At 71.4% G+C, this 12,014-nt stretch carries 16 protein-coding genes; all 16 read left to right on the forward strand.

What is annotated here, in order from left to right; translation table 11 throughout:
* Positions 1-316 precede the first annotated feature (316 nt).
* Entirely contained in the window at positions 317-598 is a 282-nt protein-coding gene (locus ACYU8I_RS01250; RefSeq protein WP_460836509.1) for a hypothetical protein, read from the forward strand.
* 655 nt (positions 599-1,253) lie between these two features.
* Entirely contained in the window at positions 1,254-1,736 is a 483-nt protein-coding gene (locus tag ACYU8I_RS01255) for a phage terminase small subunit P27 family (RefSeq protein ID WP_460836510.1), read from the forward strand.
* Positions 1,705-3,435 carry a terminase large subunit gene (locus ACYU8I_RS01260; RefSeq protein ID WP_460836511.1) on the forward strand — a complete coding sequence of 577 codons (1,731 nt, stop codon included), beginning with the start codon at positions 1,705-1,707 and terminating at the stop codon, positions 3,433-3,435. Before ACYU8I_RS01255 ends, ACYU8I_RS01260 begins: the two co-directional genes overlap by 32 nt.
* A gap of 19 nt (positions 3,436-3,454) precedes the next feature.
* Positions 3,455-4,888: a phage portal protein gene (locus ACYU8I_RS01265; RefSeq protein WP_460836513.1), complete on the forward strand. Its 1,434-nt coding sequence runs from the start codon at positions 3,455-3,457 to the stop codon at positions 4,886-4,888.
* A 25-nt stretch (positions 4,889-4,913) separates the two neighbouring features.
* The gene (locus ACYU8I_RS01270) at positions 4,914-5,912 is read left to right on the forward strand and encodes a hypothetical protein (RefSeq protein WP_460836514.1); all 999 of its coding nucleotides are present in this window, start codon (positions 4,914-4,916) and stop codon (positions 5,910-5,912) included.
* A 103-nt stretch (positions 5,913-6,015) separates the two neighbouring features.
* Positions 6,016-6,735, forward strand: coding sequence for a hypothetical protein (locus ACYU8I_RS01275; RefSeq protein WP_460836515.1), 720 nt, complete (start codon positions 6,016-6,018; stop codon positions 6,733-6,735).
* 31 nt (positions 6,736-6,766) lie between these two features.
* Complete coding sequence (locus ACYU8I_RS01280; RefSeq protein WP_460836516.1) at positions 6,767-7,135, forward strand: hypothetical protein; 369 nt, start codon at positions 6,767-6,769, stop codon at positions 7,133-7,135.
* 6 nt (positions 7,136-7,141) lie between these two features.
* On the forward strand, positions 7,142-8,197 hold the full coding sequence (locus ACYU8I_RS01285) for a major capsid protein (RefSeq protein WP_460836517.1): 1,056 nt from the start codon (positions 7,142-7,144) through the stop codon (positions 8,195-8,197).
* On the forward strand, positions 8,194-8,820 hold the full coding sequence (locus ACYU8I_RS01290) for a hypothetical protein (protein WP_460836518.1): 627 nt from the start codon (positions 8,194-8,196) through the stop codon (positions 8,818-8,820). Before ACYU8I_RS01285 ends, ACYU8I_RS01290 begins: the two co-directional genes overlap by 4 nt.
* An 11-nt stretch (positions 8,821-8,831) precedes the next feature.
* Positions 8,832-9,170 (forward strand): hypothetical protein, encoded by a 339-nt coding sequence (locus ACYU8I_RS01295; protein WP_460836520.1) that lies wholly within the window; start codon positions 8,832-8,834, stop codon positions 9,168-9,170.
* Between the two features lie 9 nt (positions 9,171-9,179).
* The gene (locus ACYU8I_RS01300) at positions 9,180-9,596 is read left to right on the forward strand and encodes a hypothetical protein (RefSeq protein WP_460836521.1); all 417 of its coding nucleotides are present in this window, start codon (positions 9,180-9,182) and stop codon (positions 9,594-9,596) included.
* Positions 9,593-10,006: a hypothetical protein gene (locus ACYU8I_RS01305; protein WP_460836523.1), complete on the forward strand. Its 414-nt coding sequence runs from the start codon at positions 9,593-9,595 to the stop codon at positions 10,004-10,006. The genes ACYU8I_RS01300 and ACYU8I_RS01305 overlap by 4 nt, the downstream gene beginning before the upstream one ends.
* Before the next feature lie 49 nt (positions 10,007-10,055).
* Positions 10,056-10,370 carry an SAP domain-containing protein gene (locus ACYU8I_RS01310; RefSeq protein WP_460836524.1) on the forward strand — a complete coding sequence of 105 codons (315 nt, stop codon included), beginning with the start codon at positions 10,056-10,058 and terminating at the stop codon, positions 10,368-10,370.
* Between the two features lies 1 nt (position 10,371).
* A complete protein-coding gene (locus ACYU8I_RS01315) occupies positions 10,372-10,902 on the forward strand; it encodes a phage tail tube protein (RefSeq protein WP_460836526.1) in 531 nt (176 codons plus the stop codon).
* Between the two features lie 115 nt (positions 10,903-11,017).
* A complete protein-coding gene (locus ACYU8I_RS01320; RefSeq protein ID WP_460836529.1) occupies positions 11,018-11,635 on the forward strand; it encodes a hypothetical protein in 618 nt (205 codons plus the stop codon).
* Positions 11,636-11,805: 170 nt separating this feature from the next.
* A complete protein-coding gene (locus tag ACYU8I_RS01325) occupies positions 11,806-12,003 on the forward strand; it encodes a hypothetical protein (protein ID WP_460836530.1) in 198 nt (65 codons plus the stop codon).
* The last annotated feature ends 11 nt before the right edge of the window (positions 12,004-12,014 follow it).

Consider the following 12,014-nt stretch of genomic DNA (forward strand, 5'->3'; position numbering starts at 1 on the left):
AACCCCTTCATGCGACCAGGCTCAGGGTGTGTGCTGTTAGATATCGCCAGCGGTCTTCGTGTACCCAGACCCCGGAACCCCGGCCGAGCCCAGTGGCTCGCGACCGGGGTTCTGGCGTCTCAGGAAGTCGGCGTGCAACGCGGGGTGGGCACCTCCTTCAGCACGCTGTCGCGCAGCGCGCAGACCGCCAAGTTCCCCGGGGTCGAGGCCATGACGACGTGGCCGACTCCCTGCCTGTGACTTCCCCCGGGCAGGGCACACACCACGCCGCACACCGACGCCTCGACCCCGGGGCCTGTCCAGGGAGGAGGCCGCGATGACGGACCATCCCGAGGCCGAGCGCTCACCGCTCGAGCAGCTGCTCGCCAGCCTCCAGGCGTACGCCAACGACCAGGCCGGCAAGCCCGTCCTGGTCGACGTCGCCCTCGTCGTCTACGAGCACATCGAGGTCAGCGACGACGGTCAGGTCGGGCGCGCCATCCGCTACACAGTGCCGACCGACAACTTCAGCATGACCTCATGCCTCGGCCTGCTCGAGGCCGGCGGTCACTACCTGAAGCGAGACATCCTCTGCGCCCAGCAAGACGACGATGGCTGACACCGGCGGTGACAACGCCCTCCAGCACTACTGGAACCGCGACCCACGAGCGCATGGCCAGCCAGTGTTTCCACGACGTCTTCGGCATCTGGCCCGGCGAGCGCGGCGGGAAGAACCCCGCCGACATCGGTAGCTCAGGCGGGATGCTGACGACCGCTCGGTTGAGGAGCTGACCGATGCCGTCCGCTCCGCAGGTCCGGTGCCCGGACTGCAAGCTCCTGCACGACGGACCAGGACGCTGCCCGAGATGCAGGCGCATCCGAGACGCAGCACGCGGCCGACGCCAGCGCCGCGGCTACGACGCCCACCACGACCAGGTCGGTCGCCACTATCAGCAGCAGCTGGAGGGCGGCCGCAGCTACCGGTGCTGGCGGTGCGGGCGCCCCATCACCGGCGCCCGCCGTGGCGTCGACTGGCAACTCGGCCACTGCGACGACGACAAGACCGTGCACCACGGACCAGAGCACCCGCGGTGCAACCAGGCCACGTCCGGCCGGGCCGGGCAGCCGTGCCCCCACCCGATGCACGTCGAGCACGGCACGACGGAACGCCCCGACGGGGGTGGGGGGTGACCCCCTCCCCGGCCCCTTCTCCAGGGACCGCGGGGGAGCGCCGCGCACGTGATCTCAGAACGAATTTTCTCTAGGGGGTTCTCGTGGGTCGTCCTGCGCAGCCCGCGGCGCTGCAGCTGCTCAAGGGCCGCGGCGCCGGCACCGACTCCGGCGGCCGCAAGGTCAAGACGCCGCCGGCGTTCCGACGGATCGCCCCGAACCCGCCGACGTGGATCTCGCGTGAGGCGAAGGCCGAGTGGAAGCGCGTCGCCCCCGGGCTGCAGCGCCTCGACCTGCTCAAGGAGGAAGACCGGGCCACCCTCGCGGCGTACTGCGAGACCTGGTCGACCTACGTCCTCGCGACGCGAGACGTCACCCGTCGTGGCCTGACCGTGCAGATGATCATCACCACCCGCGACGGCACCGTCACCGAGAAGGAGATGGCCAACCCGTCGGTGGCGATCGCCCGCAACGCCGGCAAGGAACTACGCGCCTGGGCCATCCACTACGGGCTGACCCCGTCGGCGGAGATGGCGCTGGGGAAGGCGGCCGACGATGGCGAGGAGGACGAAAACCCCTTCGGGTGAGCCCGAGCCGCTCTCAGCCGAGGAGCTGCAGCGGCTCAAGCTGAGCCCCGAGGTCGCGTGGTACCTGCAGAGCCGCGGCATCCCGCTGCCCGACTGCCCGCCGCTGATCAAGACCCCCGAACCGGGCGAGACCTGCCCGGGCGCCCGGTTCGATCCCGAGCGGGTCGACAAGGTGCTGAAGGTCTTCGGGCTGCTGCGGCACACCAAGGGCAAGTGGGCGGGCACCCCGCTGAAGCCGGACCCGTGGCAGGTCGCCTACGTCCTGGCGCCCGTGTTCGGGTGGGTCCGTTTCGACGAGGACGCCGACCGCTGGGTCCGGGTCATCCGCGAGCTCTACGTCGACATCCCCCGCAAGAACGGGAAGTCGACCACGCTGGGCGGCATCGCGGTCTACATGACCGCCGCCGACGGCGAGCAGGGCGCCGAGGTCATCGCCGCTGCCACGACGAAGGACCAGGCCGGGTTCGTCTTCGCGCCCATCAAGGCGATGTGCGACAAGGCGCCGGCGCTCAAGGGCCACGTCAAGGCGCTGGCCGGCAAGATCATCCACCCGAAGACCGCGTCGTACTTCCAGGCCATCTCGAGCGTCGCCGACGCCCAGCACGGCGCCAACATCCACTGCGCCGTCATCGACGAGCTGCACATCCACAAGACCGCTGAGATGGTCGAGACCCTCGAGACCGGCACCGGGTCGCGCGACCAACCGCTCGTGGCGGCAATCACCACCGCCGACGACGGCAAGCCCGCCACCATCTACTCCCGCAAGCGGCACCGCATCGAGCAGCTCGCCGCACGGGTCCTGACCGACTCCACCACCTACGGCGTGGTGTTCGCGGCCGAGAAGACCGACGACCCGTTCGCCGAGTCGACCTGGCGCAAGGCCAACCCCGGGTTCGGGATCTCCCCCACCCGGTCCTACCTGGCCAAGGAGGCCGCGAAGGCCAAGGACTCACCCGCCGACCTCGCGAAGTTCCTGCGGCTGCACCTCGGCATCCGCACCAAGCAAGAGACGAAGTACCTCGAGCTCACGCCGTGGGACGCCTCCGCCGGCCTCGTCGTCGAGACCGACCTCGCGGGCCGCAAGTGCCACGGCGGGCTCGACCTGGCCTCCGTCAACGACATCACGGCCCTGTGCTGGGACTTCCCCGACGGAAACGACGGACACGACCTGCTGTGGCGCTTCTGGCTCCCGGAGGACCGGCTCGAGGACCTCGACCGACGCACCGCCGGCGAGGCAACCGTGTGGGTCCGCGAGGGACGCCTCACACTCACCGCCGGCAACGTCATCGACAACGACTTCATCGTCACCCAGATCCTCAAGGACGCCGAGACCTTCGACGTGCAAACCCTCGGCTTCGACCGGTGGGGAACGACCGACGTCGTACGCCGCCTCAAGGACGACGGCATGACCTGCGTACCTGTCGGCCAGGGCTTCGCGACCATGTCGGCGCCGCTGAAGGAGATCCTGCGGCTCACGCTGCGGCAGCGGTACCGCCACGGCGGCAACCCCGTCATGCGGTGGATGGTCGACAACCTCGCCGTGGCCATGGACCCCTCCGGCAACGTCAAGCCCGACAAGGCGCGCGCCGCGGAGAAGATCGACGGCGTCTCAGCTGCCGTGACCGCGATGTGCGAGGTCATGGACGCCGTCGTCGAGGAGGAGACCGACAAGACCGTCTTCGTCTTCGGGCGAGGCTGACGACCCCGGAGGTGACCGCGTGGCCCAGAGCGCAGCCCTGACCAGCGACGACCAGGCCACCCTGCGTCGTCTGCGCGCCAGGCTGTCGCGCGAGACCCGCGGCTACGCCGTCGCGGGCCGCAAGGTCCGCCGCCTCGGCTTCGAGGCGCTCGACGCCTACTACGACGGCGAGCAGCGGCTGCAGCAGCTCGGCATCGCGGTGCCCGACGACCTCCGCGAGTTCGTCACCATCGTCGGGTGGCCCGGCACCTTCGTGGACACCATCGTCGACCGCCGCGAGGTCGAGGGCTTCCGCCTCGCCGGCCGGTCCAACGCCGACAGCAACCTGTGGGCCGTCTGGCAGGCCAACGACCTGGACAGCGAGTCCCCGCTCGCCCGCACCGACGCCAACGTGTTCGGCCACGCCTACTACTGCGTCGGGACCAACCCCGACGACGACGCCACCCCGCTCGTCACCGTCGAGAGCCCCCTCGAGATGACCCACGAGTGGTCCAGCCACCACCGCCGGATGACCGCCGTCGCGCGGTTCTACACCGACGTCGAAGACGGCAAGCGGATCCGCCGCGCCACCTACTACGCCGAGGGCCGCACCCACTGGCTCCGCGCAGACCGCACCGGCTGGGTCGACGAGGAAGACCCCGACGAGCACGGCTTCCCCATCCCCGTCGTCCCGCTCGTCAACGGCCAGCGCACCCACGACCGCTACGGCCGCTCGATGATGACGCGGATCATCGGGCTGACCGACTCCGCAGCCCGAGCGCTGACCATCGCGCAGGTGGCGACCGAGGTGATGGGCCTGCCGCAGCGGACCGCTGCCGGCATCTCGAAGGAAGACTTCAAGGACCCGAACACCGGCCGCATCCTCACCGAGTGGGAGGCCTACCTCGGCGCGATCTGGGCCACGGGCAACAAGGACGCCAAGTTCCACCAGTTCAGCGCCGCCGAGCTGTCGAACTTCGTCACCATCGTCGGGCACTACGCCCAGCTGGTCTCCGGCCTGACCGGGCTGCCGATGCGCTACCTCGGCCAGCTGTCCGACAACCCACCCTCCGCCGACGGCATCCGCGCCGACGAGTCCCGCCTCGTCAGGCTGTGCGAGCGGCAGAACACCGCCGAGGCCGGCACGCTCGAGGACGTCATGCGCCTCGTGCGCCGCTTCCAGACCGGCGTCGACGACCCCAAGCTGCGCGGCCTCGAGACCGAGCACCGGGACCCCTCCACGCCCACCAAGGCCCAGGCGGCCGACGCCGCGGTCAAGCTGCGTCAGCAGCGCATCATCAGCCTGCGCCAGGCCCGCAAGGACCTCGGCTACAGCAACGTGCAGATCCGCAACATGGAGCGCGACGACCGCGAGGAGCGCTCCGACGCCACCCTCGACGGGATCGCCCGCGGCCTGCTCGACCTCGGCGCCGACCCGGATGCCGGTCCAGGTGCCGACCCCGACCGCACCTGACGCCGCTCGCCGCCACGACCGCGCAGTGGCGCGTCTGACCAGCCGCACCGTCGCCGGCGTCCGTCGAGCGTGGCGTCGCCTCGACCCCGCCGCCCAGCTCGAGGACCAGTACGCCACCGACGTCGCGCCGAAGGTCCTGGCCGTCACCGCCGCCGCGCAGGTCGCCGCCGCACGAGAGGCCGACGCCTACGTCGAGCAGGTCCTCGCCGAGCTCGACTTCCCCACTCCCGACCCGCTCGGTCTGATCAACCCGGCCGCTCTGGCGGGCTGGGCCGGCGACGGGCGACCGAGCGCGTCGATGTTCGCCAGCAGCATCGGCACCGTCCGTGACCGCGCCGACAAGATCTCCGAGCGAGCCCCGGACCGTCCCGTCGACCCGAAGCTCTTCTACTTCGGCGACAGCGACCTCGCGCAGGCCCTAGCCGAGGTCGAGCGCGACATCGACGCCTACGCCGCGACCATCGTCGCCGACACCGTGCGGGCGTTCGAGAGCGTCGCGATGGCCGCCGAGCCCGCGGTCACCCACTACGTCCGCATGGTCGAGCCGGGCGCCTGCTCGAGGTGCGTCATCCTCGCCGGCCGCCGCTACCTGATGAGCGAACCTTTCGAGCGTCACCCGCGCTGCAGGTGCACCCACATCCCCGCCACCCTCGCCGCGACCAGCACCCCGGTGTCCAGCCCCCAGGCGTACTTCGACTCCCTCGACGCCACCGAGCAGGACCGGGTGTTCACCGCAGCCGGCGCACAGGCCGTCCGCGACGGCGCCGACATCGCCCAGGTCGTCAACGCCCGCCGCGGCATGGAACGAGCCCAGGTGTTCGGTCGCGACGTTCACCTCACCCGCGAAGGCATCACCGTGCGCGGCCGCTACGGCAACGCGCGCGGCCAGCTCGAGAAAAGCCGCGGCCGCCGCTACCGGGCCACCAACCAGATCCGCCTCATGCCCGAGTCGATCCTCGCTGTCGCCGGCGACGACGCCGCCGAGCGAGTCCGGCTGCTCAAGCTGCACGCCTACCTCGGCTGAGCCTCCCGGCCCAGCAGCCGCCACCCACACCTACCCGCCGGTCGCCACGACGACGACCGGACCGACGGGGTCATCGTCGGCCCACTCCACCGGAGGACCGCCCATGTCGCACCGAACCCTGCACCCAGCCCAGCGGGCGTCGCTGCCCCCCGCCCTGGCCGCCTACTTCGCCGGCCAGCCGATCCAGCCGATCGGGTACCTGCCCAGCGGTCGCGCGATCTTCCCCATCGCCGGCGGAGCCCCCGACCCCGACGACGGGAAGGACGGCAAGGCCGACAAGGACAAGAAGGACCAGTTCGAGCCCATCACCTCCCAAGAGGAGCTCGACCGCCGCATCGGTCCCCGGCTGGCCCGCGAGCGGGAGAAGTACTCCGACTACGACGACCTGAAGGCCAAGGCCGAGCAGTTCGACAAGCACGTCGAGGAGTCCCGCACCGAGCAGGAGAAGGCCGTCGAGGCCGCCCGCAAGGAGGGCGAGACCACCGCGACCCAGGCGTCGCACACCCGACTGGTCGCCGCCGAGGCACGCGCCCTCGCCGCCGAGCAGAAGTTCCGATCCCCCGCATCCGCAGTGCGGCTGCTGGACCTGTCGACCGTCATGGTCGGCGACGACGGTGAGCCCGACCGCGACGCGATCAAGGCACAGCTCGACAAGCTGGCCGAGACCGAGCCGTGGCAGGTCGACACCGGCACCGACGGCAAGGACAGGCGTCCTCGGCCGGACCCCACGCAGGGCAAGAACCGCGACCGCAGCGACAAGGCCGGCAGCAGCATCGCCGACCTGATGCGGGAGCGGCGCGAGGCCCGAGCGGCGAAGGACTGACCCCCTCCCACCGTCCCGAAAGGACACCGTCATGCCCGGTCTGAAGACCACGCAGTACGGCACGGGTGACTTCTCCTGGATGCTCAACACCGACGGCCTCGACGAGGCCATCAGCGGCGTCCTGGACGTGAGCACCTTCACCCCCGCCACCCACGCCCCGAACGGGTTCTTCCCGTCCGGGCTCCCCGTCCGCATCGACGACCGCGACGTCATCCGCCCCTGGGCCGACACCGCCGGCGCCCGCCTCGGGTTCCTCAAGGGCGACGTCAAGCTCAACGACGCCGAGGACCTCAACTGCGCCGTCGTCGTGCGCGGCAACATCAAGACCGCGAAGGTCCCGCTCGCCGGGTTCGCGGTGCCCACCACCGCGGCCCAGCCGCAGTTCGCCTTCTGGAGCTGATCGACCATGGCAAACGCCCCCTGGACCGACCTCATGGACCCCGTCGAGGCGACCGCCATCGCCCGCGATGAGCAGTACCTCATCGAGCAGCGCCGCGGCGGCACTCTCGCCCGGTTCCTGCCCAACGTCCTGGTCGACTCCGACCACGTCAAGGTGCGCGCGACCCCCGGCAACGGGCTGGTCGACGTCGCCAAGTACCGCGCCTTCAACGCCCGCCCCGAGGTCGGCAAGGGCCCCGGCAGCAAGTCGACCAGCATCGACCTGCCGTCGATCGCCCGCACCGAGCCCCTGGACGAGATGACCCAGAAGGAGCTGCGCCGTCTCTCCGACGACCGGATCCGCAAGGGCATCGAGGCGTCGATCAAGCGCAACGTCCAGGCCATCTCCATGCGCCAGGAGCTGACCCGCGGGATCGCCATCAACCTGGGCCGCGTGCTCGTCGACCAGGACAACTTCCTGATCGACGACAACTTCGGCCGCGACGCCGCGCTCAGCGTGGCCGCCGGCTCGGGGAACTGGTGGTCCGACCCCGCGGTCGACCGCCTCAGCCAGCTGTCGACCTGGTTCGACCTCTACGCCGGCTTCAACGACGACGCCCGGCCCGGCCGCATCGTCTTCGGCAGCCGCCAGGGGTTCAACGCCTTCGCCGCCGGCAACCAGTTCAAGACCAGCATCGGGGCGGCCACGCGCCCGCCGCTGCGGTCCGAGGTCGAGAGCTACGTGGCCTCGGCCGACCTGGCCGAGATGGAGGTCTACGACCGCACGGTGTCCGTCGAGGGCGTCAGCACCAAGGTGCTGAGCCCGAAGCACATCTACCTGCTCCCCGAGCCGGTCGACACCGACGCCGAGGAGGGCTCGCTGCTCGGTGCGACGTACTGGGGCCTCACGGTCTCGGCCGGGTTCGAGTCGTGGGGGATCGAGCCCGACGAGCAGCCCGGCATCGTCTGCGGCGTCTTCAAGGAGGAGCGGGTCGGGGCGTCCGTCGAGGTGGAGGGCGACGCGATCGGGGAGCCGGTGCTGGCCAACCCCAACGCGGCCATGGCCATCCAGGTGCTCGCGTGAGCGCCCCGGTCCTGGGCCGCACCCTCGTCGTGCGGCACCCCGACACCGACGCCGCCACGGCGCTGGTCGAGGGTCAGCCGGTCCCCGACTGGGCCGCCGAGCTCGTCCACCCCGACGACCTCCTCACCCCCGACGAGCCGGACTCCGAGAAGTCCGGCTCCGACGAGTCCAGCTCCGGCGAGCCCGGGCACGGCGCGAGCGACAACGCCGGCCAGGCGGTCATGGCGGCGATCAAGGCCGCGGCGATCGAGCCCGACGTCGTGGCCGCCGAGCTGCAGCGCCTCGTCGACGCCGAGGTCGCGCAGCGGCTCGACGAGGAGTTCGAGCGCCGCGTCGCCGACGAGGTCGACCGCCGGCAGGCCGAGACCGACAACGCGGCGGGCGACGAGGTGGACGAGCCGGCTGCCGTCCCGGACAGCTCCGGGTCCGACCCGGGGACGCAGGACGGGGACCCGAAGGTCGCGCTCTACGACCCCGGCGACCACGGCGTGAAGGGGCCCGACGGTGTCCTCGCGTACCTGCAGGGCGCCGACGACGTCGAGCGCGCCCGGGTCATCGCGGCCGAGGTCGCCGGCAAGAACCGGACGACCATCGTCGAGTTCCAGCCCGAGCCGACGGACTGAGCTGACCTGCCGTGGTCGTCGTGCCCAACCCCGCCCTGGTGAAGGACCTCCTGGGCCGCGGCTACCACGGCAGCGACGAGGTCGCGCAGGTCCGCCTCGACGAGGCGTGGCGGGCACTGACCGCAGAAGTGCGTTCAGTGCCCGCTGCCCTTCACGCGGGCACCCTCGAGGCCCTGGTCGTCATCGACGTCCTCTGCGCCGCGGCCATGAGGGTGCTCCGCAACGCCGAGCAGTACGCCGACGGCGCAGCCTCCCAGGACCTCTACTTCACCTCCGCTGAGAAGGCCCGCGTCAGCCCCGCCGCGCCGGCCGACACCTCCACCGCCGCCTTCACCATCAGACCTCGCTAGGAGGCCGCCGTGACGCTGCTCATGACCGTGGAGGTGTCCGGCATCGACGGCATCGAACGCCTCCAGGACGACCTCCGGACCATCGCCCGACGGTCCGTCACCGACTCCCGGGCCCTGATGCGCCGAGCAGGGATGGTCGGCAACACCGTCGCGAAGGACTCCGCCCGCCGTACCGCCGGCGACCACGGCAAGCGCTACCCGAACGCGTTCACCCACGAGTCGGGCGGCGGCGTCGGGTTCGGCGGAGCCGGGTTCTGGGCGCAGTACGGGCCCGACGCGAGCCGACCGCAGGGCGGCATGGACTTCGAGCACGGCCCCGGGCCCCAGACCTCCCCGCACCTCAACCTGGCGAAGTCCGCCGACCTGATGGGCCCGGTGCTGCAGCGCGAGGTCCGCGACATGGTCGACGGCTGGTTCTGGCCGTGACCGCTCAGGCCCCCGAGGTCGACCCGCGCGGCCTCGCCGCGCAGACGGCCGTTGTGGTCGCGGCTCTTCGCGCAGCGGGGTCGGCGGCGTACGACGTCGGCGAGGCCCACCACCGCACTAACACCCCGGCCGCGTGGACCGAGGTGCACGTGTCCGACCGGCTCCCCGAGGTGCTGCGCGAAGACGGCACCAGCGACGAGCGGCGCTACCGAGTGCTCACCCGCACCTTCTCGCGCGACTACCCCGGCGCGCTCGCCGAGACCGACAAGGTTCGCGCAGCCCTGCTGTGGCGCGAGCTGCCCACCAGCTACGGCACGACCGGCGCGCTCGCCCCCGTCGTCGACCCCGACCCCGTCGAGCGAGCCGAGGGGTGGTGGCGCCACGTCCGCGAGTTCGTCTACACCGCCTGACCACCACCGCCCCAGCAACCCGCACCCCGCCCCGACCCGAGGGAGACCCATGAACGAGCCTGCGCACCTGCGCGTGATCGACGCCGCGACTGGCCACGAGTACACCGTCGCCGCGTCCGTCGTCGAGACCAACCCGGACGCCTTCTCGACGGTGTTCGACGCCGACGACTCCGAGCACCCCGCCTACGACGTCAACGGCGAGCCGGCCGGCGCGGTGTTCAACATCCCCGACGCGGCCGGCCGCTACACCGGCCTGCTCGTCGAGCAGCTGCGCGCCGAGCTCGCGGACCGCGGTCTGCCCACCGACGGCAACAAGCCGGACCTGGTCGACCGCCTGGTCGCCGACGACACCAAGGAGAACTGACATGGCTGCACCCGCCCGCCCCGCCGGCACCAAGGCGTACCTGCGCGTCAAGCGCATCTTCATCCCCGCCGTCGCCGGCGCCGCGGGGCCGACTGTGGCCGAGTCCACGGGCGCCTCGGCGCTCGACGTCACCAACATGTTCTACGACTCCTCGGCCCGGCCGTCGCAGACCACGAACATGGCTCGCGCCCCGAAGCGGGAGGGCGACGCCGAGACCTACGAGTTCGTCGGCGAGACCCAGGCGACGTACGGCGAGGTGCGCTACGCCCACAACCCGCAGGCGGCCACGGGCTCGCCCGGCCGCAAGGCGTTCGAGACGTTCCCGCCCGGCACGACGGGATGGATCGAGGAGCGCTGGGGCATGAACCGCGACATCGACATCGCGGCTGGTCAGAAGGTCGAGCTGATCCCGGTCGAGTTCGGGCCCCAGATCATCACCCGCGAGGGCGACGGCGAGGGCGCGGAGGTCGCGATCCAGCAGGCGATCGCGCAGACCGGGCCGCGGCGCTCCGACGTCGCTGTCCTGGCCTGACCCTGCTCCTGGCCCGCGCGGGCCGGTCAAGCCACCACGAACGCCCGCGGCCCGGTTCGTCGAGTGCCGGGCCGCGGGTCTCCACTCGACACCGCTCGACGATGGGAGCACCGTCATGCCCACCTTCGAGGTCCCGCTGTACAGCGACGGCGACTGGGACCGCATCATCGAAGCCCAGGTCGACCTGGCCCGCGCCAGCACCGACCTGACCACCGCGCTGCAGCGCGACACCAGCCCGCTGCGCGAAGGCGACGCCGCAGGCGTCGACGGCCTGCGCCAGCAGGTCGCGGACGCCGAGAAGGCCAAGGACGACCTGATCGACCAGGCAGCAGCACGAGCGGTCGCGGTCCGCGGCAAGTCCATCGGTCGACGCCGGTTCCGGACCCTGCGGCAGGCCCACCCGCCGCGGTGGATCACCGACCCCGCACCCGACCCCACCTCCGACGAGCCAACCGGGAAGATCGTCCACCCCGAGGACGCCCGCCGCGGCGTCAACATGGACACCTTCCCCGTGGCACTCCTCGGCTACGTCGACCCCGACGACCCGGAGATCCGCACCATCACCGAGCCCCGCAAGAGCGCCCACGACCTGGTCGGATGGCTCGACGACGAGCTGTCCGAGGGCGAGGTCAACCGGCTCTTCAACGAGGCGTGGGACGTCAACGCCGGAGGGCCCGCCGACCCAAAACTGCTGCGTTCGTTCGTGCCGCCGGCGACGTACGACACGAACTAGCAGCAGCTCGCCGGGCAGGCATCAGCCTGCCCACGTTCGACGCCCTGCCGCCGGACTACCAGCAGCTGCTCCTGGCCGACCACGACGTCGCACAGGCCGCCTGCCCCCTGTGCGGGGCCGTCGACTCCTCCTGCAGTCACCCGGACCGCGACTTCTACCCGCAGCGGCTCGTGTGTCGCCGCACAGCGGAGAAGAAGGCCGCCGAGCGCCGGTACGCCGCCCTGCACGCCGAGCTGCCGTTCCACGACGGCACGTTCTCGACCTGGGGCAAGGAGCCGAGCGCGCTGACCCCGTTCCGGTTCGACGACGGCGTCACCATCGTCGTCGCCGACACCGACCTGAACCCCGAGGACAAGTTCCTCGGCTGACCCGAAGCGAG

This window comes from Nocardioides marmoraquaticus (assembly GCF_054777915.1).